General features: G+C 40.5%; 19 protein-coding genes and 2 pseudogenes. 9 read left to right on the top strand and 12 right to left on the bottom strand.

Features of this window, described 5'->3' with window-relative positions:
- The first annotated feature begins 28 nt into the window (after positions 1 to 28).
- Positions 29 to 361 carry an HI1450 family dsDNA-mimic protein gene (locus tag GKR74_RS11885; protein ID WP_154603729.1) on the top strand — a complete coding sequence of 111 codons (333 nt, stop codon included), beginning with the start codon at positions 29 to 31 and terminating at the stop codon, positions 359 to 361.
- Between the two features lie 47 nt (positions 362 to 408).
- On the opposite strand, the gene GKR74_RS11880 is transcribed toward GKR74_RS11885, so the two are convergent.
- The 8 genes and pseudogenes from GKR74_RS11880 to GKR74_RS11845 all read right to left on the bottom strand — a co-directional run bounded on the left by GKR74_RS11880 (position 409) and on the right by GKR74_RS11845 (position 10,532).
- The gene (locus GKR74_RS11880) at positions 409 to 1,776 is read right to left on the bottom strand and encodes an SMI1/KNR4 family protein (RefSeq protein WP_154603728.1); all 1,368 of its coding nucleotides are present in this window, start codon (positions 1,774 to 1,776) and stop codon (positions 409 to 411) included.
- Between the two features lie 203 nt (positions 1,777 to 1,979).
- Positions 1,980 to 2,978, bottom strand: coding sequence for a murein tripeptide/oligopeptide ABC transporter ATP binding protein OppF (gene oppF, locus GKR74_RS11875; RefSeq protein ID WP_154603727.1), 999 nt, complete (start codon positions 2,976 to 2,978; stop codon positions 1,980 to 1,982).
- Positions 2,933 to 3,964: pseudogene (locus GKR74_RS11870) on the bottom strand (ABC transporter ATP-binding protein). Before GKR74_RS11870 ends, oppF begins: the two are co-directional and overlap by 46 nt.
- Before the next feature lie 11 nt (positions 3,965 to 3,975).
- A complete protein-coding gene (gene oppC / locus GKR74_RS11865) occupies positions 3,976 to 4,884 on the bottom strand; it encodes an oligopeptide ABC transporter permease OppC (RefSeq protein WP_154603725.1) in 909 nt (302 codons plus the stop codon).
- A gap of 15 nt (positions 4,885 to 4,899) precedes the next feature.
- Positions 4,900 to 5,820, bottom strand: coding sequence for an oligopeptide ABC transporter permease OppB (gene oppB, locus GKR74_RS11860; protein ID WP_154603724.1), 921 nt, complete (start codon positions 5,818 to 5,820; stop codon positions 4,900 to 4,902).
- An 82-nt stretch (positions 5,821 to 5,902) separates the two neighbouring features.
- Positions 5,903 to 7,543 carry an oligopeptide ABC transporter substrate-binding protein OppA gene (gene oppA, locus GKR74_RS11855; RefSeq protein WP_108478074.1) on the bottom strand — a complete coding sequence of 547 codons (1,641 nt, stop codon included), beginning with the start codon at positions 7,541 to 7,543 and terminating at the stop codon, positions 5,903 to 5,905.
- A 94-nt stretch (positions 7,544 to 7,637) separates the two neighbouring features.
- A complete protein-coding gene (locus GKR74_RS11850) occupies positions 7,638 to 9,269 on the bottom strand; it encodes an ABC transporter substrate-binding protein (RefSeq protein ID WP_154603723.1) in 1,632 nt (543 codons plus the stop codon).
- Between the two features lie 618 nt (positions 9,270 to 9,887).
- Positions 9,888 to 10,532 (bottom strand): YchE family NAAT transporter, encoded by a 645-nt coding sequence (locus GKR74_RS11845; protein ID WP_036956506.1) that lies wholly within the window; start codon positions 10,530 to 10,532, stop codon positions 9,888 to 9,890.
- 522 nt (positions 10,533 to 11,054) lie between these two features.
- Between GKR74_RS11845 and adhE the strand changes: the two genes are divergently transcribed.
- The 7 genes and pseudogenes from adhE (at position 11,055) to GKR74_RS11805 (ending at position 20,678) form a co-directional block, all read left to right on the top strand.
- Complete coding sequence (adhE, locus tag GKR74_RS11840; protein WP_154603722.1) at positions 11,055 to 13,715, top strand: bifunctional acetaldehyde-CoA/alcohol dehydrogenase; 2,661 nt, start codon at positions 11,055 to 11,057, stop codon at positions 13,713 to 13,715.
- Positions 13,716 to 14,104: 389 nt separating this feature from the next.
- Positions 14,105 to 14,683: a fimbrial protein gene (locus GKR74_RS11835; protein ID WP_154603721.1), complete on the top strand. Its 579-nt coding sequence runs from the start codon at positions 14,105 to 14,107 to the stop codon at positions 14,681 to 14,683.
- Between the two features lie 93 nt (positions 14,684 to 14,776).
- A complete protein-coding gene (locus tag GKR74_RS11830) occupies positions 14,777 to 15,484 on the top strand; it encodes a fimbrial biogenesis chaperone (protein WP_154603720.1) in 708 nt (235 codons plus the stop codon).
- A pseudogene (locus GKR74_RS18100) lies at positions 15,459 to 16,601 on the top strand (hypothetical protein). The gene GKR74_RS11830 and the pseudogene GKR74_RS18100 overlap by 26 nt, the downstream one beginning before the upstream one ends.
- A gap of 10 nt (positions 16,602 to 16,611) precedes the next feature.
- Positions 16,612 to 17,313, top strand: a complete 702-nt coding sequence (locus tag GKR74_RS11815) for a fimbrial biogenesis chaperone (protein WP_154603717.1) — start codon at positions 16,612 to 16,614, stop codon at positions 17,311 to 17,313.
- Positions 17,314 to 17,326: 13 nt separating this feature from the next.
- Positions 17,327 to 18,067 (top strand): fimbrial biogenesis chaperone, encoded by a 741-nt coding sequence (locus GKR74_RS11810; protein WP_181477209.1) that lies wholly within the window; start codon positions 17,327 to 17,329, stop codon positions 18,065 to 18,067.
- Positions 18,068 to 18,110: 43 nt separating this feature from the next.
- Positions 18,111 to 20,678, top strand: a complete 2,568-nt coding sequence (locus GKR74_RS11805; RefSeq protein ID WP_336431325.1) for a fimbria/pilus outer membrane usher protein — start codon at positions 18,111 to 18,113, stop codon at positions 20,676 to 20,678.
- Positions 20,679 to 20,689: 11 nt separating this feature from the next.
- On the opposite strand, the gene GKR74_RS11800 is transcribed toward GKR74_RS11805, so the two are convergent.
- Together GKR74_RS11800 and GKR74_RS11795 are read right to left on the bottom strand one after the other, a co-directional pair.
- Positions 20,690 to 21,865, bottom strand: a complete 1,176-nt coding sequence (locus GKR74_RS11800; protein WP_154603715.1) for a hypothetical protein — start codon at positions 21,863 to 21,865, stop codon at positions 20,690 to 20,692.
- Positions 21,866 to 22,156: 291 nt separating this feature from the next.
- Positions 22,157 to 22,786, bottom strand: a complete 630-nt coding sequence (locus GKR74_RS11795; RefSeq protein WP_154603714.1) for a thymidine kinase — start codon at positions 22,784 to 22,786, stop codon at positions 22,157 to 22,159.
- A 524-nt stretch (positions 22,787 to 23,310) separates the two neighbouring features.
- Here GKR74_RS11795 and hns point away from each other — a divergent pair.
- Positions 23,311 to 23,721 (top strand): histone-like nucleoid-structuring protein H-NS, encoded by a 411-nt coding sequence (hns, locus tag GKR74_RS11790; RefSeq protein WP_006661675.1) that lies wholly within the window; start codon positions 23,311 to 23,313, stop codon positions 23,719 to 23,721.
- A 377-nt stretch (positions 23,722 to 24,098) separates the two neighbouring features.
- Here hns and galU read toward each other — a convergent pair whose 3' ends face one another.
- Entirely contained in the window at positions 24,099 to 25,028 is a 930-nt protein-coding gene (gene galU, locus GKR74_RS11785) for a UTP--glucose-1-phosphate uridylyltransferase GalU (RefSeq protein WP_154603713.1), read from the bottom strand.
- Positions 25,029 to 25,185: 157 nt separating this feature from the next.
- Positions 25,186 to 26,202, bottom strand: a complete 1,017-nt coding sequence (gene rssB, locus GKR74_RS11780) for a two-component system response regulator RssB (protein ID WP_154603712.1) — start codon at positions 26,200 to 26,202, stop codon at positions 25,186 to 25,188.
- Between the last annotated feature and the right edge of the window lie 115 nt (positions 26,203 to 26,317).

Below are 26,317 nucleotides of genomic sequence, written 5' to 3'. Positions count from 1 at the left end.
ACCATTGCTTAACTGTTAGGAAAACGTCATGAGCCAGAACCCAAGTATTAACCTAATCGATGAAGATGAAATCATTGAAATTGCCTATGACCTTTTCCTTGAAGGTGCGATGGAGAACTTAGAGCCTGCCGACCAAGTGATTTTCGCTTTGCAGTTCGAAGAGTGTGGCGCGGCTGAAATTGTGCCATTCAGTCAAGATTGGCATATTCTCGCCACTCAAGGATTACCTTTAGCGCAAATGAGTGAAGTGGTGATCGGACTTGCTAAAAGCCCAGAGGATGAGATTGACGATATCTTTGCACGAATTCTTATCAGCCGGAACCCTAAGCACCCTTTCCAACATATCGAATGGAAACAGTAAGTAGAAATAAAAGATGGGGGAAATATTCCCTCATCTTTTATTAAACTTTATTCTGCTAAATCCAACGGCAAATGATGCTTCTTAATATAGAGACGCAGATTATTGCGAATATAATCACTCTTATCTAATGGGTATTTTTCCCACGCCGCCACAATATACGGTTCCACCCCATCCGCAAATTCAGGTGAACGCGCGACAGCTTGGATCGCGGTTAATGCAACTTCACTCTTATCCGCAATCATATATTCAAAGTAATTAGCGACCTTTTGGCTAAAATTGACATCATGGGAAGCCGCATACAACGCACTGACGGCAATCTGACTATCAGCATGATTAAATAAGTGTTGGAAATCTTCCACTTTGATCGCTTGCAATTCCTTGAGGATATATCCCGCAAAGCTCACCGTATCTGCATGTTCGCACTGTGCTAATTTGGCTAAAATAGCCGATTGAAACTTCGCTAAATCCGCTTTTTGATACCAATAAATCAGCTGCAATCCACGATTAATTTGCGCAATATTTTGGCTCTCAAGCGTTTGGGCTAAATAGTCCGATGAAGCAGCAACGGAATATTTTGCTAATACTTCCAGTGCCTTCACATGGTAAACGTTGAGTATTTCGTTATCTAATATACGAGCGAGTTGCTCAATGCCCTTTTCCGATAATGACGGTAACTTTTTCAGTCCTTCTAGCGCCACCAGCTTCGTTTTTTCATTATCTTCATGATGAAATAGGTTGAATAACGTAGTTTCATCACCGCCCATCCGATGTCCAAACCAACCAGTATCATATTGCTGAATAATTTCATCTAGCCAGCGTTCATACCAATCCAAGAAATGACTTTCATAAGCAAACTGATACGGTGTTGGCGAGTCACACCATTCGTGGGTATAAACCAGTCGCCCGGCATGTTTGCCCGTCACCACCAGCAGGATGTCATACGTACAGCCGCAAGTGCCAAGGTAAAACAGCCCTTGGTGAAGCAAACTTTCCCGTGAGTCGTACTCTTCATCACTACAATCTTCCGCTAAGTGACTGAGTGTTTGCCACTCTTCATTGCTCATGGTTGGGCTAAGCACGCAAGGTAATGCCACCGCATCATAACGATTTTCACTGTCTTCAAAGCGCTCTATACCGTAGTAAGGGCCTGCACCGCCATTACCCAATTGCGTCATAAATTGCACATATTCTTGGGGTAATTGCACACCAGTACGTCGCTGCCACTGTGCTATCTGTGCCATATCCAAAGGTGGATTGAGCTGATAATGGTGGCTGTCCGCTCCGAACAACGCTTCATCGCTGTCCATTTGCTTAGCAAGGGGGAGTTTTTGTTGAATACGTTGGATTTGGTCATCTGCATAGCGCTGGTTGATGGCTATCCATGTTTGATGGATCTGCTGCAAGTGGTCACTCATTAATGGTTACTGCCCTATAAGTTTTAATTATTTATTTTTAATATTATCGTCTTTAATATCATTGCCTTTAATATCATAGCTAACTGATTATTTTAAGTAGCAATTAGGTTTGAATTTTCTGAAAACTGTTCCCCATAAAAAAGCTCCACTTTATGAATGATAAAGGGAGCCTTAATACAACAATAAAACGCAAATCTTATCGATTACAGTGGGTCAATTTTCAAACAAGACACTGCATGCTTGAAACTTCCTTCTAGTAATGGGCGGGTTTTAGCGCATTCAGCATCCGCACTTGGGCAGCGGGTTCTGAATACACAACCTGAAGGCGGGTTAATTGGTGATGGCAATTCCCCCTCAAGCAGCTCAATTTGCTTATTTTTTTCCTTATCTGGATCCGGTACTGGCACCGCAGACATCAATGCGCGCGTATAAGGGTGCAGCGGGTTGTTATACACTTCGTCGTAAGTTCCCAGCTCCACCGCATGTCCTAAATACATGACGAGTACGCGGTCTGAAATGTGTTTGACCACCGCGAGATCGTGGGCAATAAAGATTAAAGAAAGCTTCATTTCCCGCTGAAGTTCTTGCAGTAAGTTCACCACTTGCGCTTGAATGGAGACGTCCAGCGCAGACACTGGCTCATCACAAATCACCAATTTCGGCTCTAAAATCAGCGCCCGTGCAATCCCAATGCGTTGACATTGGCCACCAGAGAATTCATGAGGATAGCGGTTGATCAGATTGGGTAGTAACCCGACTCGCATCATCATTTTTTTCACTTTTTCAGTGATTTCTTTTTGTGGCATCTTCGGATGATAAGTTTTTAGTGGCTCCGCGATAATATCTCCAATCGTCATCCGTGGGTTTAAGGATGCCAGTGGATCTTGGAAAATCATTTGAATATCGCTACGCACATTACGCCACTGTTTGTCGTTCATGGTGAGCAAGTTTTGCCCTAGCCACGTCACCGTGCCACTGGTAGATTTCACCAAACCAATTAATGCACGTGCAAATGTGGATTTACCGCAGCCAGATTCCCCCACCACACCCAAGGTTTCCCCTTCGTATAAACGTAGTGTCACCCCATCGACGGCTTTTAAACTTTTATCCGGCTGCCAGAACCATTGTTGTTTATCTCTGATGGAAAAATGCACTTTTAAGTCATTGACTTCCAGCAGCACCTGCCTATTTTCTTGGCTCATACTAATTCCTCCACAGGCTTAAAGCAGGCACGTAAACGTGATTGTGCAAAACTGGCTAATTGAGGTTCTTGCTCTACACAGTGCTGGTTTGCATATTGGCAACGCGGTGAGAACGGACACCCTTTTGGTAAGCGTAATAAGTTTGGCGGGTTGCCTGGGATCGTGGCTAAGTTATCGTCATCACCATCTAAGCGCGGCACTGCCGCTAATAAACCCAGCGAATATGGATGAGATGGCTGATAGAAAATATCTCGTGCGCTGCCATACTCCATCGTGCGCCCCGCATACATTACGAGTACCTTGTCACACACACCAGCGACAACCCCTAAGTCGTGGGTAATTAAGATGATCGCGGTATCAAATTCCTGCTTCAGTTCATTCAGCAAGGTCATGATCTGCGCTTGTACCGTGACGTCCAAGGCGGTTGTCGGTTCATCGGCGATCAGCAATTTTGGTTGGCACAGTAGCGCCATCGCAATCATCACACGCTGGCGCATCCCACCAGAAAACTCATGCGGATACATATTCATGCGTTTACGAGCTTCTGGCATTTTTACCGCATCCAACATACGTACGGATTCTTCAAAGGCCTCTTTCTTACTCATCCCTTTGTGCAGCATCAACACTTCAGATAACTGCGTACCAATTTTCAGGTATGGGTTGAGGGAGGTCATGGGGTCTTGGAAAATCATGGAGATCTCTTCCGCGCGCATGCGGTTAAGCTCTTTCTCCTTGAGGTTTAAAATCTCACGGCCATTAAACATGGCGGAGCCACCTACTCGGCCATTTTTTGCCAGCAATCCCATCAAGGCAAAAGCGGTTTGGGATTTCCCCGAGCCGGATTCCCCCACAATTCCCAGAGTTTCCCCAGCACTCAATTCAAAATTGAGTTTATTCACCGCCGTCACATCCCCATCTTGGGTAGCAAATGTGACGTTTAAATCTTGCACCGATAATAAAGGGCTTTTGCGTGTTGAATGTTCCATAAATTAGCCCCTTAGCGATCTTTCGGGTCGAGGGCATCACGTAAGCCATCGCCGATAAAGTTAAAACAGAACAACGTGATAACTAAGAACCCAGCGGGGATCAGCAGTAACCACGGCGTGACTTCCATAGAGTTAGCGCCATCACTGAGTAAAGCACCCCAGCTACTGAGTGGCTCTTGCGTTCCTAAGCCAAGGAAGCTTAAGAATGACTCAAACAGGATCATACTTGGGACTAATAATGATGCGTAAACCACGACCACACCCAGTACGTTCGGTACGATATGACGCAGGATAATGTGGCGGGTGCTAACACCGCAGACTAACGCCGCTTCAATAAACTCTTTGCGTTTTAACCCTAATGTTTGCCCACGCACGATACGCGCCATATCCAGCCATGACACCATCCCAATGGCCACGAAGATCAATAGGATATTGGTACCGAATAACGTCACTAACAAAATAACGAAGAACATAAATGGGAAGGAGTTTAAAATCTCCAGTAAGCGCATCATGATGGAGTCGACTTTACCACCCACATAACCTGCCAGTGAGCCATATAAGGTGCCGACCACCACCGCGACTAATGCCGCCGCTACGCCGACCATTAACGAAATTCGTCCACCAATTGCCACGCGCACAAGTAGATCACGCCCTGAAGCATCGGTTCCAAAATAGTGTCCCGTCGCCCAATCAGGTGGCGTCGACATCATTTCCCAGTCGGTATCATCATATAAAAACGGCGATAACATCGGGGCAAAAATCACAAACAGCGTGATAAAAAATAGCACGCATAGGCTAACAATTGCCGCACGGTTATGCATAAAGCGTCGTCTTGCATCTTGCCAAAGACTGCGCCCTTCAATATCTAATTGCTCAGAAAAATTTTCCAGAGCTTCACTATTTTTGTTGTTTAATAACATAGTGTTTCTCCGGTTCTAGTAACGAATTTTCGGGTCGATGACGGCATACAGCACATCGACAATAGCATTAAAGGCAATGGTCAATACCCCAACTAAAATCGTTAAGCTGAGCACTAACGAGTAATCACGGTTCAGTGCGCCATTGACGAACAACTGCCCAATTCCCGGTAAGCCGAAAATGGTTTCAATCACCATTGAGCCCGTGATGATCCCCACAAATGCAGGCCCCATATAAGAGAGCACTGGCAGTAATGCAGGTTTTAACGCATGGCGGAAAATAATGGTACGCAGCGGTAATCCTTTTGCTCGTGCAGTACGAATAAAGTTTGAGTGCATGATCTCAATCATCGAGCCACGGGTAATACGCGAAATACTGGCGATATACGCCAAAGAGAGCGCCACCATCGGCAAAATCATGTGCGTGACATTACCACCATCCCAGCCTCCACCGGGGAGCCATTTCAAGTGAATGGCAAAAATTAGCACCAAAAGTGGTGCCACAACAAAGCTTGGGATGACAACCCCCGTCATGGCGAATCCCATGACTGTAAAGTCCCATTTGGTATTTTGATTTAATGCGGCAATCACCCCCGCAGTAACACCAAATAACACCGCAACCACAAAGGCTGTGGCGCCTAATTTTGCAGACACAGGAAAGGCTTTCGCAACTAAGTCGTTGACACTGTAGTCTTTATATTTGAAAGAAGGACCGAAATCCCCTTGAGAAAGTTGGAATAAGTAGTTGAAATACTGCTTATACATAGGGTCATTAAGGTGATACTTCGCCTCAATGTTGGCCATAACTTCGGGTGGAAGTTTACGTTCGCCGGTAAACGGGCTACCCGGCGCGAGTCTCATCATGAAAAATGAGATGGTGATAAGAATCAGTAAAGTCGGAATTGCTTCAAGCAAACGACGCAAAATAAATTTAAACATTGCCCTTTCCTACTTCTATTGCCATTTAGGTAATATTGCCATTAGGCTTATAGCTGGCTCACAAGGAGCCAGCCTGTTGTGATTAGTGCTTGATGATATACAGATCTTTAGTATGTAAGTTATCTAATGGATCTTTACCCGTATATCCACCCACGTATGGCTTCACTAAGCGGGTGTTCACATAGTAGTAGAGAGGCACGATACCAGAGTCTTTATCTAACAGTTTTTCAGCTTGTTGGTACAACTCAGCACGCTCTTCATCCGTTTTCACCTGAAGTGTTTTCTTCATGATGGCATCGAAATCTTTGTTTTTATAATGCACGGTATTGTTACTGCTATAAGAAAGCAGCATGTTTAAGAAGGATGACGGTTCGTTATAATCCGCACACCAGCCCGCACGCGCTACGTCATAGTTACCTTGGTGACGGCTATCTAAGAAAGTTTTCCACTCTTGGTTTTCCAGTTTCACATCAGCGCCAATGTTTTTCTTCCACATGGATGATGCGGCTATCGCGATACGTTTATGTAAATCTGACGTGTTATACAGTAAGTTGAATTTCAATGGATTTGATTTGTTGTAACCCGCTTCTTCCAGCAGCTGTTTGGCTTTTTCGTTACGCTGCTCTTGAGTCATGTTCGCATACCAGTCTGGTTTTTCTGTTTTCATGCCACTGGTAAACGGTGGTGTGAAGCCATAAGCAGGAATATCACCTTGCGCTTTCACTTTGTAAGTAATGACATCTCTGTCCATTGAAAGCTTTAACGCTTCACGAACACGCGGGTCATTAAACGGCGGTTTTTCATTATTAATTTCGTAATAATAGATACAGAGATACGGGTTTACACGCAGCTCTTTTGGCATGTTTTCTTGCAGTGACTTGAATTGTTCGATTGGTAAATTGCTATAGGTCATATCAATTTCACCACTGCGGTAACGGTTAACATCAGTGACTTCAGAGGAGATAGGCAGGAAAGTCACTTGGTCAATCACGGTGTTCGCGTTATCCCAATAGGTTGGACTACGTTCTAAAACAATACGTTCGTTAACTGTCCAATCTTTTAATTTATAGGCGCCATTACCCACAAAATTGGCTGGTTGAGTCCACTTAGCACCATATTTTTCGATTGTTTTTTTATTCACTGGTGACATCGAGGAGTGTGCCAATAATTTGGGAATATAAGGGACGGCTTCACTCAAGCTAATCACTAAAGTTTTATCATCCAGCGCTTTAATGCCCAGCTCTTCTGGTTTTTTCTTACCGGCAATAACATCATCAATATTTTTGATATGTGCATACTGCAAATAACTCGCGTATGGGGATGCGGTATCAGGATCTGCGAGTCTGCGCCAGCTATAAACAAAGTCTTCCGCCGTGACAGGGTCACCATTTGACCATTTGGCGCCATCGCGAATTTTAAATGTCCACTCGGTGAAATCTTTATTTTCCCAGCTTGTAGCAGAGCCCGGTAAAATTTCACCATCAGGACCGACAATCGTAATCCCTTCAAAAAGGTCTCTTGCTAAAGCCGACTCTGGAACACCTTCAATTTTATGCGGGTCAAGGGATTGAGGTTCAGAACCATTATTGCGAACCATATTTTGTTTTTCAGCCAGTTCGACACCTGCTGGCACCACTGCACCATAACTTGTCGCCATCGTCCCTGCCATTAACCCAGCAGCAACGCTTAAAGCAACAAATGTCTTATTCAGTAATTTGCTCATTATTTTGGTTACTCCCATACTATTGTTTTGGTTGTGTTGTTGATGCATCTGCCTACTGAGTCAGTAAGCAGTTATTTTGTTTATTACAAAATTATTAATTAGTAGAATTAATATATAACCGCTTAATATCCATGTGATCAAGAGGGTCTTCACCTTTAAATCCTCCGATTGTGGGCTTGATCATCCTTGCACTCACACGGTAATAAACGGGAACTAGCGCAGAGTCCTTATCCAGCAAGGTTTCTGCCTGTTGGTAAATCTGTTGACGAGCTTGGTCATTCGGTGCAGTTAAAGCCTCTAAAAGGAGTTGGTCATAAGCTTTATTTTTATAGGCAGCGGTATTGTTGCTGTTTTCTGACAGTAATGAATTCAAGAATGCAGACGGTTCATTGTAATCGGCGCACCATGTTGCTCTTGCAACCTGATAATTCCCTTCATGGCGATTTTGCAGTGTGGTTTTCCACTCTTGGTTTTGCAGCGTTACCTCTGCGCCAATATTTTTCTGCCACATGGATGCGGCCACAATTGCCTGCTGTTTATTTTGGTCTGAGGTGTTATATAGCAAGGTAAACTTAAGCGGATTTTTGGCGCTATATCCTGCCTCCGCAAGCAACGCTTTCGCACGTTGATAACGCTGTTCTGGCGTGAGCTTTGCCCATTCAGGCTCTGCAAAATTACCATTATGGATAAACGTTGGTGTAAAACCGTAAGCTACCGTCTGTCCTTGATCGATAATTTTATTGGTGATGGTTTCTCTGTCTAAACCTAATTTAATGGCTTCGCGTACCCGAGGGTCAGTGAATGGGGCTTTTTGGTTATTAATTTCATAATAAAACGTACACAGAAACGGACGTACATACAGTTCGTTCGGCTTTTCCGCTTTCATCTTTTTGAACAGTGTTGGGGGAATAGCCGAATTACTAATATCAATTTCTCCACTGCGATAACGGTTGTTATCACTGACTTCAGAGGTAATGGCTAAAAAAGTCGCTTGATCGATCTGCGTTTTTGCGTCATTCCAATATAGCGGATTACGCTTGATGATAATTCGCTCGTTGACCGTCCACTCATCCAACACATAGGCACCATTGCCCACAAAAGATCCCGGTTGAGTCCACTTATCACCATATTTTTCAATAGCTTTACGGTTAACTGGTTTCATTGATGTATGGGAAAGCATATCGATAAAATACGGGACTGGATGGCTTAGGGTGACTTGCAAATGTTTGTCATCAAGGGCTTTGACACCCAACGATTCTTTGGGTTTTTGACCTTTTAAAATAGCGTCTGCATTTTCAATATAAGCATTTTGTAAATAACTGGAATAAGGCGAACCGGTTTTAGGATCCGCTAAACGCTGCCAACTATATACAAAATCCTCTGCAACAACGGGGGTGCCATCGCTCCACTTGGCATCATCTCGCAAGGTAAATGTCCATGTGGTGTAGTTCTCATTCTGCCAGCTCGTTGCCATCCCAGGCACGGCCACTCCATTAATATCGTCGTAAACCAGCCCTTCCAATAAATTTAAAATAATATTGCCTTCAGGCACCCCTTCGACCTTATGAGGATCGAGTGAAGTGACTTCTGAACCGTTATTGACCACTATTTTATTTATGGAAGTTTTATTTGATGAAGATTTATCGGGGATTGATGAGGCTTGAGCTGAAATTGCTAATGAGAAAATGAGACAGGAAAGTAAACTGTGCTTAGTAGTAAGTTTCATCGTTGCGCCTTCTCCATTTCATAGTTACGGTTTTACAGTTAACGTTTCAACGTATGTTGAACGACGTTTGGCACGCCTCCACATTGTTGACTTACTGCTGCTCTAGTCACTGTTTCCTAAGTTGTTTTCTAATTTAACCGCCAAAAGCTTTCCTTAAAGGTGCAATTTTGCTCAGAAAGCTTATAAAAAAAAGTTATAAAAAATTACATTTAGTTAACATTTCAAGTTAGAGAGTCTATTTAAAAGGGGTAACACACTTTCTCAACCTTTAAATACTCAAATAAAAACAACTAGATAATAAAAAACCTTAAATAACTCTTAAAATCTTTATCAACAATAATCCAAACATATCATTAACAATCTCTGATGAGAATAGTGAATAAATTTACGCAGCTCACATTTCCTTACTTTTTATGCCTAATTTTGCAAAAAGTGCGACACATAATCACATTTCAAATTTATCGCGTAGTGGAATTATTTTGGTTGTAAAGGACAGCTTGGTTGCACAGAACACGCCAAAATAATTGAGTGAGTATTTTGAACTCGAAAGGAATAATGGAATGACGGGAAAAGCGGATGAGAATAGCCGTCTCGTAAGACGGCTAAATAATGCTCAAACTATAAAAGACCTGGAAATATGGCTTTAACACCGGTTACAGCGATTTCGATGCCTAATGACATAAGTAGCAGGCCCATGATACGGGTGACAACGTTGATGCCCGTTTGCCCTAAGTAACGAACCAGTAAAGATGCAGAACGGAACAACAGCCAACAGCAAAAAGCGAACAAAATACTGGTTAACGCTAAACCAATAAAGTTCTGCCAGCCAGTCCAACGTGATGACCAGACAATACACGAACTGATTGCCCCGGGACCCGCCATTAACGGAAGCGCTAACGGCACCACCCCAATACTATCTCGCACTGCGGTTTCTGTTTTTTCTTGTTTGTTCTGTTTGTCCTCACCAATTTTACCGCTGATCATCGATAACGCGATGGTGACAATCAGAATTCCCCCCGCAATACGGAATGAGTCAATTGAAATACCAAACAGCTGTAATATCGAGTCCCCCACCAACAGTGATGTGCAGAGAATAATTGCGACTGATGAGTTGGCTATCGTATTAGTTCTATTGCGGCTCGCAACGGTTTGATAGTTTGTCATACTAATAAACACAGGCAGGATACCAACCGGGTTTACTAACGCAAATAGACCAATAAAAAATTTAATATAGCCTGATAAATCAAGTAATGTTGCGCTCACCCATTAATACCCTCATAAAATTCTTAAACAAGAAACGCTTACCTGAACTAATTTTATCACTGAAATCGCTAAAATCCTTAGTTAAAGAACAATTTTGTGCATCTTAATAGAATTATTTATTGCAGCTTATCTTAATGACTAAAAAAGGATGATTTATTCACCTCTTTTTAGCGATAAATTAATCATTTTTTTGCAAATCAAGGAATCCCGTAAAAACGGCATGCTGAATGGAGTCAGCTTGCATATTTTGTGATTTAGATCACTTTATTAAATTCCCTTTTTGTTAATCTAGTCTCAACTGATAAACGCAGTGATCAATCAGTTAATTTTTACTTTTTGAGCTATTTATCTGAGATTTATAAGCCAATTAGCAGGGTGAAAAGCATTATTATTAAGTTTATCTATACTGTTGTTTTAGGTACTTATTTAGAATGGCCACTTTGGACGCTCTAGCCACAACAGCTTTTTTTAGATGCTTTGCTCATTGGCTTAAAAATTTTAACTTTATCAGGAGTAATCTATATGTCCGTAACAAACGTTACTGAACTCAATGAACTTGTTGCTCGTGTCAAAAAAGCTCAACGTGAATTTGCCAGCTTCTCTCAAGAGAAAGTTGATCGTATTTTCCGCGCCGCTGCCCTTGCTGCTGCTGATGCACGAATTCCATTAGCAAAACTCGCGGTTGAAGAGTCAGGCATGGGAATTGTTGAAGATAAAGTGATTAAAAACCACTTCGCTTCTGAGTATATCTACAACGCCTATAAAGATGAAAAAACCTGTGGTGTTCTATCTGAAGACCCAACTTTTGGTACCATCACCATTGCTGAGCCGATTGGTATTATCTGCGGTATCGTTCCAACTACTAACCCAACCTCTACCGCAATTTTTAAATCATTAATTAGTTTAAAAACCCGTAACGCAATTATTTTCTCTCCACACCCACGCGCTAAAATTGCGACCAACCGTGCAGCTGAAATTGTATTGAATGCGGCCATTGAAGCTGGCGCACCGAAAGATATTATTGGCTGGATTGACTCCCCTTCTGTTGAGCTATCCAATGCCCTGATGCACCACCCTGACATTAACCTGATCTTAGCGACAGGTGGCCCAGGCATGGTGAAAGCAGCTTACAGTTCCGGTAAACCTGCGATTGGTGTTGGTGCGGGTAACACGCCAGTTGTTATCGATGAAACTGCAGACATCAAACGTGCTGTTGCCTCTATCTTAATGTCAAAAACGTTTGATAACGGCGTGATTTGCGCATCTGAACAATCTGTTGTGGTAGTTGATGCGGTTTATGACCAAGTCCGTGAGCGTTTCTCTACCCACGGTGGCTACCTGCTGCAAGGTAAAGAGCTCAAAGCGGTACAAAATATTATTTTGAAAGATGGCAACTTAAATGCGGCTATCGTGGGTCAACCTGCATTTAAAATTGCAGAAATGGCTGGGGTTGTTGTTCCTGAAACGACTAAGATTTTAATCGGTGAAGTCAAACTTGTTGATGAGTCAGAACCATTCGCTCATGAAAAACTGTCCCCACTCTTAGCGATGTATCGCGCTAAAAACTTTGAAGATGCGGTAGAGAAAGCTGAACAGTTAGTGGAAATGGGGGGTATCGGTCACACATCTTGTCTCTATACTGACCAAGATAACCAGCATGACCGTGTCAGCTATTTTGGCGAAAAAATGAAAACGGCGCGTATTTTGATTAATACCCCTGCGTCTCAAGGCGGTATCGGTGACCTGTATAACTTTAAACTGGCGCCATCTTTAACCTTGGGTTGTGGTTCTTGGGGTGGTAACTCTATCTCTGAAAACGTAGGACCAAAACATTTAATCAATAAGAAAACCGTGGCAAAAAGAGCTGAAAATATGTTGTGGCATAAACTTCCTAGTTCAATCTATTTCCGCCGTGGATGTCTTCCAATCGCTTTAGAAGAGATAGCCACTGATGGTGCAAAACGCGTCTTTATCGTGACCGATAGCTACTTATTTAATAATGGCTATGTTGATGAAATTGTCGATGTTCTGAAAAAACACCATATTGAGACCGATGTTTTCTTTGAAGTTGAAGCTGATCCAACATTATCCGTTGTGCGTAAAGGTGCTGCGCAAATGCAAGCCTTCCAACCGGATGTAATCATTGCCTTAGGTGGTGGTTCCCCAATGGATGCCGCGAAAATCATGTGGGTGATGTACGAACATCCAGAAACACACTTTGAAGAATTAGCGTTACGTTTTATGGATATCCGTAAACGTATCCATAAGTTCCCGAAAATGGGTGTGAAAGCAAAACTGGTCGCTATCACCACCACTTCAGGTACAGGTTCAGAAGTGACACCATTTGCCGTTGTGACTGATGATAAAACAGGTCAAAAATACCCATTAGCGGACTACGCATTAACACCAAACATGGCGATTGTTGATGCTAACCTTGTGATGAATATGCCTAAATCCTTAACTGCGTTTGGTGGTTTGGATGCAGTGACTCACGCATTAGAATCTTATGTTTCTGTTCTGGCAAATGAGTTCTCTGATGGTCAAGCACTCAAAGCACTGACCCTGTTAAAAGATTATCTGCCAGCAAGCTACCATGAAGGGGCAAAAAACCCAGTAGCAAGAGAGCGCGTTCATAATGCGGCAACATTAGCGGGTATTGCTTTTGCTAACGCCTTCTTAGGGGTTTGTCACTCAATGGCACACAAACTAGGATCGGAATTCCATATTCCACACGGTTTAGCTAACGCCCTGTTGATTTGTAACGTAATTCGTTTCAACGCAAATGATAACCCAACTAAGCAAACAGCATTCAGCCAATATGACCGCCCTCAAGCACGTCGCCAATATGCTGAAATTGCAGACCACTTAGGGTTAACTAAAGCAGGCGACCGCACTGGTGCGAAAATTGAACGCTTACTGGCTTGGTTAGAAGAAATGAAAGCTGATTTAGGCATTCCTAAGTCTATCCGTGAAGCTGGCGTTGCAGAAGCAGACTTCTTAGCTCACTTAGATAAACTGTCTGAAGATGCATTTGATGACCAATGTACTGGCGCTAACCCACGTTATCCGCTGATTTCTGAAATTAAACAACTGTTACTGGATTCTTACTACGGTCGTGAATTTACTGAACAAAGTGCAGAGCCAGCGGCACCAAAAGCTGAAAAGAAAAGTAGCAAAAAATAGTTAATATACTGATGGCTTAGCCATTAATAGATAAAAAAGGCTTCAAAAGATTTAGGGTCTCCCTAACGCTTTTGGAGCCTTTCTCGTTATTGTACCATCATAAACCGATGAGAATATGTCAAAATATTTCCTCGTCAAAAGAGTAAATTATTGATTTGAAATATATTCACCTCACCATCACTCTTATGCGGTGTAAATTACTAACACTTTCACCCTGATTTGATACACAGTTCACATTTATCCCCTTCATTACCTCTTGTATTCTTATTTCATCGAAGCAAGGCGGGCAGTTAATTATCTTGCATTAATTCATTTTCATTAATGGCTCTCACTCACTGATTTTTATAAATACAAGAGTCACCACATTTAAACTTATTAAGAGAATAATTATGTCATTATTAAATAAAGCTACACCAGCAATCTTATTAGCCTCTGTTTTAGCAACACCAGCCGCATTTGCGGAAGAAAATACACCACAGGGTAATCACGGGGCCACGGTCACTTTTGAAGCCCACGTTCGTGCTGCTAGCTGTAACGTCTCTTCTACCACTGAAGGCGGCATGGTTAATTGGGGCGTATTTACCTCTCAAAGTGTGAAAGATATTGAGAAAAATACAGCGATTGGCGAAACCAAAAACTTTAATTTAGTACTAACCGAGTGCTCTCAACCTCAAGAGGATGACAGTACCGTATTAGTTCATGCATCGGGTTCAGCATCACAATACAACCCAAATTTATTTGCAAACTCCGCTGCTAAATCCCTAGCGGTAGAATTAAAAGCCATCAGTGAAAATAGTGGAAAAGTCAGTGTATTACCAAATAAAGAATCAACTGTCGCGCTGGCAAATAATCTTTCAACGAGTGGCTTTGCTAATATTCCGATGGAAGCACGCTTAATAAAAATCAATGATACAAATGAAGGTGATAGCTTAAAAGTCCCTGTCACATTTACTGTTTCTTATAATTAATTCCCCATATCAAAATACAATCAATAAGTGTACATTATGGGCAGAGGTCGTTGTTTGTTTCTCTATTGGGACTCTGCTCATTAAGGTAACTCGATGAAACTACGTATTAGCAACCTATCTAGTCTATTTTGCAGCTTATTATTTGTTTTTTCTGCCAATGCTACCGCCAAAGGCGTCAGCTTAGATGCAACTCGTATTGTGTATGTGCAAGGCGAGAAAAGCGTCGCAATATCGGTTGTTAATAGTGAAGCAAAAACCACTTATTTAACTCGTGCATTTATTACCACTGACAATAATGACCGTAATACGCCATTTGAAGTGACGCCCCCTGTATTTAAAGTTGCCCCAAATAGTCAACAAGAAGTCAGAATTTTAGCAAAAAATAATACACTCCCCATAGATCGGGAATCACTGTTTTTATTTCATGCAATGATGATTGCAGGTCAATCTGAAAAAGTCGATGGGGATGGTTTAAATATCGGTTATGACCATGTCATTAAACTATTCTATCGCCCAAAAAATCTGCCATTGACGTCTGATGACGCCCAAAAAAAATTAAAATTTACGGTTAAAGGTTCCCAATTAATCGCAACCAACGATACACCTTATTACATTAACCTAGCGCAAGTTAAAATTAATCAGCAGCGTCTTGATGTAAGTTTAGAAAAGAAAAATACCACCATCCCCCCATTTTCGTCATTGAGTTACCCTATTTCACCTGGCATGAACAAAGGTGCCATTATTTGGCGCACCATTACTGACTTAGGGGGTACCCATGAATTCAATGCGCAACTTCCTTAACGTTACCATTTGTTTTCTCAGCGCATTCTCTTTTTGCCCGACTGCACTTGCTCAATCAAACCAAGATGCAAGTGTCGACTTAGTGGTAAAAGGTCATGTATCTAAAGGCAGTTGCTCTTTTTCTTTTTCCAATAAAACGGTGACATTTTCGCAGCCTATTATTGCGCGAAATATACAACAAGATCTTAATGGTGATGCTGCGACAGAGCCTTTCTCTCTTGAATATGTTTGCCAAGATTATAATGGCGAAGAGCTACCTGATTTACAGGTTTCATTGGCTGCAGATAGTCAGTCATCTATTACGAATGGCAAGCTAGCACCGAAAGAAAACATCACTCATGCTGCATTTTCATTGCGCCAATGTAATAGCGTGAAAGGAAATTGCCAATCCATTGATTTTACAGGAGACACCTCAACCATTGCATTTCCTGTCACTAATGGCGATAACGAAAAACATTTCGAGGCAAAAGTGGTGAAATTAGATAATACGCCAGTTAGCGCAGGAAAACTTAGCGCGGCTGTGGTGTTCACGTTTTTGCAACCATGATCGTGTGTAGATATGACCGTTGCTAAATATGAGAAGAAAGCCATGAAATTATTATTCAGCACTGCATTATTATCTCTTTTATCCAATCTAGGATGGAGTGCGAATAACGCTGAATTCGATTTTAATGTCAAAGTTATCGAACAAATGTGTCGAATTTCAATTGAGGGCACTTCCCTGAATGAAGTGGATTTTGGCAATATTACTGTTTCAAATATTGAGACCAATCAAGTCCAACCTATTCCAATTACAGTTACGCTCTCTGATTGCACCACCAATAATTTTCACAATGCTGTCGTCAAAATATCCCCAAAAAACTATATTGACCCGATTACCTTTATTGATGAGCCAAGAAAAAATTTTGGTGTCAGTTTTTCTGAAAGTAATAACGTTGCAGCTTCTGCAAATTTTAGCGATTTTATTGAAAAAGGCAGTAATGCTTGGCAAAACATCAGCCAGGATCAACTGCATAAAACTCTTTATACTTATATTCGGTGTCCGTCTGGAAAAACTTGTGATCCGCAAATTGGCCCTTTCCAATCGACAATTACTTTTTCCTTTATCGTGGATTAAATAAGCTGATATGAAAAAACTGGCTGGCGTTACCTACATAATTTTATTCATGATGAGCTTTCTTGCTTACAGCGCTGGCTTGCGTTTAGAACAAACGCGATTAATCTTAAATAGTACCAAACCCAATGCGACATTTACCGTTGTAAATGATGATTTGAATCCCTATTTAATTCAAACCGCCGTAACTGAACAATTTGAAGGTGCCAAATCCCCTTATTTTGTGGTGACGCCGCCGCTATTCAGATTAGATGCAAACAGTAAATTTAGCGCTCGTATATTATTAAAAAATAAAAGCGAACTACCAACAGATAGAGAATCTCTGTTCTTTTTAAATACACGGGCTATTCCAGCGGAAAAGCATCCTAATGAACAGACAAATGACGCTAAACTCACATTTGTGACAAATATCGTGATTAAAGTCTTTTATCGCCCGAGTCAACTGACCGTACCTAATAACGCTGTATTCCAGCAAGTAAGCCTAAAGCAACAGGGAAAACAGTGGATGCTAAATAACCCTACACCGTATTATCTGACGGTGGTGAATCTTAAATATAACCAGCAAAGCTACAAGAAAAGCCTGATCCTCCCGCCATTTAGTGATACGGAAATAGCTGATTTACAAGGTCATATTTCCCAAGCCCGTTGGCAGATGATTAATGATTTTGGTGGTCTTTCAGACGTTATTATTTATCCACCAGCTAAGAATAAATAAGGCAATAAATTCCATGAGACTGATGCGCTTTTCTCTGTTTTTGTTTTTATTGACGATGTTAGGATTTCCCGTAATCACACAAGCTATTGATGATAGTTTGAAATTCTCATTGCAGCGGCTCACATATATTGCTGGCGATAACAGCGTGTCGATGAGTTTGCGTAACACTAGTCAATCGCCGTATCTTATTCAAGCTAATATGTTGTGGCTTGATGAATCCACGGGCTTGAATACTCTTGATAAATCAGAAAAAATTCCGTTTACCGTGACGCCGCCATTATACAAATTATCTAGCGATGAGTATTACAGCTGGCGAGTGTTATTTACTGGGAAAACACCCAGTTTGCCCACAGATCGGGAAAGTGTATTTTTACTCCAATTAAAAGCCATTCCCTCTACAGAGCCACAGCATGATGAATCAATGCAATTTACGGTGACGCGTTCTCTGCTATTTAAAGTTTATTATCGTCCAGCCAATTTAAAGGGAATGACATTAGAACAAGTGTCCAATCAATTATCCTTTCGACGCGAAAACAATTATCTTGTTGTGAAAAACAACAGTCCTATTTATGCGACTTTCGATAATCTTTCAATCAATGGCATTCCCGCAGATAGCGACATACTATTTATGTCAGTCGCTCCTTATTCTGAACAGCGTTACCCTTTTAAGCAGTTAATCGCTGGAACCATTAGTTGGGCGTTAATGGATGAATATCTCCTACCCACAAAACAAAAAAATAGCCTCGTGCAATAACTAAAATAGTCTAAAAATACACACAACAGGCAGGCAGCAGCACGTGATAAAGTTACCGAGTTTTAAAATAAGTCTGTTATCTTCTTTGATTTTGTTTCCGTTTATTGGATACAGCGAAGATTACTTTGACCCTAATTTATTGGATGAGCACCTAGGATTAGATCCTGCACAGGTAGATCTCAGTCAATTCTCCCAAGAAAATTCCTTACCTCTGGGTCAATATACCTTGTGGGTGACAGTCAATCAGGAACCTCAAGGTGAATACTCCCTGAATTTTGTGAAGAATGACAATAACCAAGTTGTTCCTGAGCTATCCATAAAACAATTAGCTACATTCGGAATTGATGTAGATAAAATAAAATCGCTGCGTGATCTTCCCCCTGACACATTAATTACCGACCTTCCTCATTATATTGATGATGCCAAAGTGACTGTAGATCTTTCCAAGCTACGAGTGAATATTAGCGCTCCTCAAATCGCGATGAATAACCAGGTTGCCGGGTATATTCCCAAAGAATTATTGGATGACGGTATCCCTGCATTTACCACTAACTATATGATTTCGGGTAACCGCTCTAATAATAAGCTCTCTACGGGTAAGCAATCTTCCGATAATTTATTTATTAATTTAAACGGCGGATTAAATGCTGGTGCATGGCGGCTCAGAACAAATATGTCTTATGCCTACAACCGCTATTCCGGTATGGGCAATAACCGCACAAAATCCAGTACCGATTTTGCGAACACCGCAGTATCTCGCCATCTTTATGATATGGGTTCTGACCTTTTAATTGGTGAAAGTAGCACCCGCGGCGAACTGTTTGATTCGATCCCTTTTAAAGGGGTTCAATTAGCATCCAACGACCAAATGTTACCCAGTAGTTTACGCAGTTTTGCACCCAATGTGACGGGAATTGCTCAATCCAATGCCCAGATTACAATCCGGCAAAATGGCTATGTGGTTTATCAAAATTATGTACCGCCGGGCCCATTTAGTATTGACGATCTGGCTATCGGAAGTAACTCTGGCGCATTAGATGTCACCATCAAGGAAGAGGACGGAACAGAGAGAACATTCACCGTTGCCTTTGCCTCCCTGCCTATTATGCAGCGCCCTGGTGGATGGAAATATGAATTAACCGCGGGTCGTTACAATGGCGGGGTCACGGTCGGATCGAAAGAAGCCGACTTTGTCTTAGCTAACGCTATTTATGGACTTCCTTATGACATTACTCTGTATGGGGGCGGTATTGGCGCACAAGATTATTGGTCTGGCATTGCAGGTTTAGGGCTTTCAATGGGAAATCTTGGCGCTATTTCTACTGATGTGACTCACGCACAAGCGACTCTAGATAATCTTCCAACCCAGAAGGGTCAAGCTTACCGAGTGCGTTACGCTAAGAATTTCGTAACAACCAATACTTCAGTCGATATCTCAGGCACTCACTATTCATCACAAGATTATTACACCTTTAATAATTTCAATAACCATAATTATCGATATATTGATGATATCGCGCCATGGACAGGACTTCCTGAAAAACGTCAATATTCAATCTCAGTTTCACAACCACTCAATAATTTCGGTTCACTCTATTTTTCAGGAAGCCGTTATGAGTATTGGGATAATCAGCAAAATATTACCCAAGTTTCCGCAGGTTACAATAATAGTTATAAAGGTATTTCCTACGGGGTTAACTACAGTATTGACCGGACTAAAAATAGCGTTCAATGGCCTGAAAACCGTCAAATAAGCTTTAATGTCAGTGTGCCTTTTAGCCTTTTCTCAAATGACCCTATGCTAACTAATATGAGTAGTACCTATTCGATTAGCCATGATAATAACGGTCGAACAACCCAGCAAGCAGGCCTAAATGGTAATTTATTAAATTCAAAACTCACTTATGGTATTTCACAGAGTTGGGGTAATCAGAATCAACGAAACTCGGGGAGCCTCTACACCAACTATGCTGGTAATAGAGGGACAGTTTCCGCCGGTTATAGCTATTCTCAAAATTATAATGCATTTAATGGTAGCTTAAATGGTGGTGCCATTATTTATTCTGGTGGATTATTACTTGGTAAAACCATGGGAAATAGTATGGCTATCATTGAAGCCGAAGGCGCTGAAGGTACGCGCTTAACAATTGCGAATACGCAAATAAACGCCCAAGGTCAGGCTATTTATCCCTATTTATCTGACTACAGTAAAAATACCGTTGGCTTAGATGTAAATACCTTACCTGAAAATGTCACCTTAAAGCAGACATCGAAAAATGTTTACCCAACCTCTGGTGCTATCGTCAAAGTTAAATTTGATACTCGAATGGGTTATCAGGCACTTATCAATTTAATTCATCACAATGGTGTCGTTCCATTTGGTGCTGTTGCGACATTATTGGATGATAATCAAGATGATGAAAATACGGGATTGGTCGGTGATGATGGTCAACTGTATATGAGTGGGCTGCCCAATCAAGGGACATTACGCATTCAATGGGGAGCCAGTAAACCACAATCCTGTTTGGCACATTTTACGGGTTTAGATGTGATAACCCCGACGGAAGACCATCCTATTCGGGGTATATCAGCAATATGTGTGAGTGAATAACCCCACCACGACTAGCTTTTAATAAAGAAAGCGAGATCCGCTTTTCCTTGATATTCGCCACCTTTCACCTCTGGGGTTCGGCATAATGCCCATGTCACGTTAAGTAATATGGGTTTTTGAGTATTCTTAATACCTAAATCGACCTCTTCGCCATTAAAACTCATTAATTGTGAATTTTTATCATCATTACAGTTTAATTTCAGCGATTTACCCAACTCACTCACGCCGCCTAATACCCACGGTAGTTTTCCAACTTTCATCCCTTCATCAACGGGTTTTAATAAAAGTTTTTTCGGGTTGCTTGGGTCGAAATCGGTCTCTTTCGCTTTAGCCACCATACGAATGGTATCTTGCTTCGTTCCATTACAGCTAAGAGTAATTGATGAGTTGTACTGCGCTTCCATATCATCCACAAAAGTATGCTGGATATGATTATTGGTTACAGCAGTGACTTCACAAAATCGTAAAATAGTTAAATCTGCTTCAATGTTCAATAAAATGGTATCTCTTGCTTCAAGATCAAACCCACCCGTCATTAAGTAAAAGGGTTTAGTGCTATTAAATGCAATTTTTCCTGAAACCAAATCTTGGCTTAAATAAATAGTTTGTGGTTGATTAACTGAGAATCTCAATTGTTTACGCCCTTTCGAGGGAATATCACGGTAATTATCTTGAGGGTAAAGACAAACACCATTAACTCGTACTTGTGGAATTTCTATCAACTTGCTACTAAAGTTTCGCGTAAAAAATGTCCCAGCATAAACGGGTTCTAAATTTGTTCCGTGATCCATTATATTGATTTGATAATCAATATTCGGAATCAAATACCCATCAACCTCACCAGAATCACGGTTAGTGAGTGGCACGCCATTTAAATGATAGAAATAGGGAATTTGGTGCAACCCTGACATATCACATGAATTCTTAGCTTGGCTGAACCCGACTATGGGAATGGTAAAATTCCAGGATTTTTTCACTGTGTTTGAATAAACGGGAGTTACATCCAGAAAAACATCGCCCGTCAGCGTTGCTGGTATTTCTCTTGGCACTCGCTCAGCGATGGTAAGATCAACAACACCTTGTAATTTCAATGTTGCTGTTTTTGCTAACGCTGTGGACGTATTCCACAGTAAAGAAAACAATAATAAAAGCGTGCCATTTTTAAATGCTGAAATACTAAATTTCATTACACCCTACCGTTTCGAGCAGATTTGCATTTTTTGATTATATGATAATGTACCAAAGTGTGAAATTAAACTGCCATAAAAAGAAAGCCCCATGTTAAAAATATGAGGCTTATCAAATCTTATTCAATCCGTTTTTATTCTATGAGCGCTGAAAACTTATCTTCCATGCATCCTTTTTAAGAACTAGCAAACTGAGTATTTCATTAATTCATTTACTTTATTTGACAAAAATATCTTAATAATCTGATATTCCTATTTGTAACTATACGACCCTTTAATCTTAATTAATGCTTATTTGAAGTTAAACGGTATTTTTTCAATTGCACCACTATTCATTAATTGAGCTTGCTTAATGGCTTCAGAGTAATGCTTTCGGCAAACAGAGATATACTTTTCATTCCCACCAATATCCACTTGAGCCCCTTCATATACAGGGATGCCATCACCACCAATCCGTAAAACTTTATTTGCCTTACGTCCACAGTAACAAACGGTTTTTAACTCAACTAACTTATCTGCCCATGCTAATAAATACTGACTTCCAGCAAACAATTCTCCAGAAAAATCCGTTCGTAAACCATAACAGAGTACCGGAATGTCTAAATTATCGACAACATCACATAATTGCTCTACTTGCTGTTTTGTCAGAAATTGGCATTCATCAATAAGTACGCAATGTACTTTTTGTGCATCATTCTCGTTCTTGATAATTTCTGCCATATTCGTTATAGGCGAAAATAATAACGCATCCGCAGATAAACCTATCCGCGAAGATACCTTACCCTGACTGAAGCGGTTATCGATTTCAGCGGTAAAAATCAACGTACGCATCCCACGTTCGTGATAGTTATAAGAAGATTGTAATAATGAAGTCGATTTACCCGCGTTCATCGCAGAATAATAAAAATATAGCTGTGCCATTGGGCGGTTCCCTAAAAAATAATATTCGCAAATACTTTAGCATAAAGGCTTTTTAAGATTAACTTAAACCTATGTAGATAACTAAGTGTATGAATTTCCATCTATCACTATGTTAAATTAGTTCCTTTAGATCACACATCATCTGTGTTGTAGACAATTAATCTCAAACTGATATTAACTTTATCTGGTATAGCCATTGGCACATATTGCCAAATTGATTCTGTCAAAAAAAGAAAATTTACGTTAAAACATCCATTGATACATCGACAAACAAAAGGTAATGGTTATCACTAGGCTATTAATATAAAATTTAGTGGCATTTTCTAATTACCTTTTTTCATTAGTACCGTTATTGATAATAGAGCAATTTATAGCAACGAAAATTTTTATAATTCTTTTGTAAAAAAATTGCATTCGTTAAAGATAACTTTTAAACTACCAAAGTAATTTAGCTATTGCAGAATTTAAAATAGCACTCTATTATTACTGTACACATGCCAACATATAAAATTGAGACCAGGAAAATGAGCGAATCATTAAAAGCATTAAATAACATCCGTACGCTTCGTGCTCAAGCACGAGAAGTTACTTTAGAATCTTTAGAAGAAATGCTGGAAAAATTAACTGTCGTTGTTGATGAACGTCGTGAAGAAGAAAGCCAAGCTCGCGCTGAAGTCGAAGAACGTAATCGCAAACTGGAAAAAGTTCGCGAAATGATTTTAGAGCAAGGCGTAGATTTAAATGACCTTCTGCAAACTATGGATTCTGGTAAAAGCACCAGCACTCGCGCTAAGCGCGCTGCTCGCCCAGCAAAATATAAATATGTTGATGAGAACGGCGAAACTAAAACTTGGACAGGCCAAGGTCGTACTCCAGCAGTAATTAAAGTTGCAATCGAAGAACAAGGCAAATCTTTAGACGATTTCTTAATCTAATATTGATACCCCTTCAAATTCTAAACACCCTTTTTATAAGGGTGTTTTTATTTATAGCAGCCTTATTAATATCCACTTATCATCCCCTATGCTCCATTCCCTTCACCTATTTTTAATCAAAAAGAATGATACAAAATAAAATATACGTTAAAGTAAAGTTACGTAATTTAATCCAGTGATATTCTTTAAGTTCCCTCTAAGCACCCTACACTAATTATTTTACGCGCCATGCGGGTTATATTGATTTATATTATATAACTGACATTTAATGACACTTAAAATCTGAGTACTCCCTTTTACATATTCCCATATAAAGCATCTATAAAAAAAGCCAACCATAAAGGTTAGCTTTTATCTGTACAACAAAGATTAGTAATTTAATTAGATTTCGATGATGAATCTAAATTAGCCGCTAACTCTTTAATCCACACGGAAAAATCATTTCCTAGCGTATCGTGTTGCATGCCATATTCGACAAAGGCTTTCATGTAACCTAATTTATTTCCGCAGTCATGACTTTTACCACATAAGTGGTATGCTTCAACGGGTTCCTTATTTTCCATCATTAATGCGATTGCATCCGTTAATTGGATTTCATCGCCAGCACCCGGTGCTGTTTTCGCTAATGCATCCCAAATTTTTTCGGATAATACATAGCGTCCTACGATAGATAAATTGGATGGCGCTTCATCACGTTTCGGTTTTTCAACCATACGAGAAATAGGTTTACTATCACCTGGGTGTAAAGTCACACCGTTGCAATCCACAATTCCGTAGTTAGAAACATCTTCTTCTGGTACTGGCTCAACTAAAATTTGGCTAGCCCCAGTAGTTTCGTAGTGTTCTAACATCTCTTTAAGGTTGAATTTCGTTAAATCGGTGCTGTAGCGGTCTAAAATAACATCTGGAAGGATCACGGCAAAAGGCTCATCACCGACTAATGGCTTAGCACACAGAATGGCGTGACCTAAGCCTTTAGCAATGCCTTGGCGTGTTTGCATGATAGTCACATGACTTGGGCAAATGGATTTAACTTCATCCAATAATTGGCGCTTAACTCGCGCCTCTAAAATGGCTTCAAGTTCAAAACTGGTATCAAAGTGGTTTTCAATAGAATTTTTAGATGAATGTGTCACTAGTACAATTTCATTAATCCCTGCGGCAATACACTCATTAACCACATACTGGATTAAAGGCTTATCAACAACCGGTAACATCTCTTTAGGAATGGCTTTCGTCGCTGGAAGCATACGTGTTCCTAAACCTGCTACTGGGATTACCGCTTTACGCACCTTGCGTTTGATCATCTCGAGAACTCCAAAAATTTAATAAGCACCGTTTATATCTTCAATAAACTATACTGGCGCGTTTTTAGTGCGCGCTAGTATATCAGGATTCATTATTGAATAAATAGAGATAGGCTCGTTTAGGATAAATAGAACCTATATTCATTAAATAAGTGCATTATTTTTGAGCATCGGGATTAAACATTAACTTAATTTTCTGATTAGAATTATGAATAAGACACTTCCAATTCTCGCCTTGAAAATCTAATCGATTTGAATGATATGTTTTTAGCGTACCTAATGGGACATTGCGCGCAAGATGATAATGATGGTGCTCCGTTGTAATATTGGCTTCCAGCCCTGCGCTCGCCAAAATCACACTTTTAGATTTGGTATTAAAGTAACCAAGTAACAATGGGAACTGACCAGAAAAGCCAGAGTCTTCCAGTAAGTGATTTATTTGATTAATAATATTATCAATTTGCGGTAACTTTTTATCTCGGTTGTTCACCGCACTCTTTAACAAATCATTAAACACAACACGAATTAAAAAGGCCGCCATCACACCTTCTTGCGGGGAGCGTTCTATATCAATGCAATAAAATCCAATTTGATCTTCCGATATTGCAGCGATGTCCAACAACAGTCCAAAACGATTCGCTTCGTTTAATTGCCTATAGTTTATCTTATAGCCATTTATAACCTGCGCCACGGGAGGCTGTAATTGTTTCAAAATAGCTAACATATCCAACTTGTCATTACTCAAAATGTTCGAAATATTTTGGATTTCATTTTCAATGAGTGTTTCAGAGTCATACTGTTCTGGATACAGGGCCGCATGAATCGTCACTTTCACTTCATCAAGGTTTTTTATTGGCTTTAATAACGCATCTTTCGCCCCAAGACGAAACATTCTATCTAATTGCGTGAAGTCTGTGGTTGCCGAAATAACAATCACAGGTACATTAATATTGCGCTCCACCAGCTCCGCCATAAATGATTCTCCATTCATGACAGGCATATTGAGGTCACAAAGAATGACATCGGGAGTCACCTTTTTTTGCGTGATCAGGTCAAGTGCAAGCGCACCGTTATCCGCGATGTAGACTTCTGTTTCTAAACTTTCGAGGTATTCACGAAGAATAGTACAAAAAATTTTTTCATCTTCAACTATGAGTATTTTTCTATTTTTCATATCATACCTACCACGACAACCCTGGTTTCATAAGTAATATATTCTGACGACAATAGTCATATTATAAAATCATTAACGACTATATTTTTAAGTATAGTTATTTTATCGAGAAAAG

This window comes from Providencia sp. wls1914 (assembly GCF_009706645.1).
GTDB lineage: Bacteria > Pseudomonadota > Gammaproteobacteria > Enterobacterales > Enterobacteriaceae > Providencia > Providencia zhijiangensis.
The sequence above is the reverse complement of the archived record's forward strand: the minus strand, read 5'-3'. Positions and strand labels throughout refer to the sequence as shown.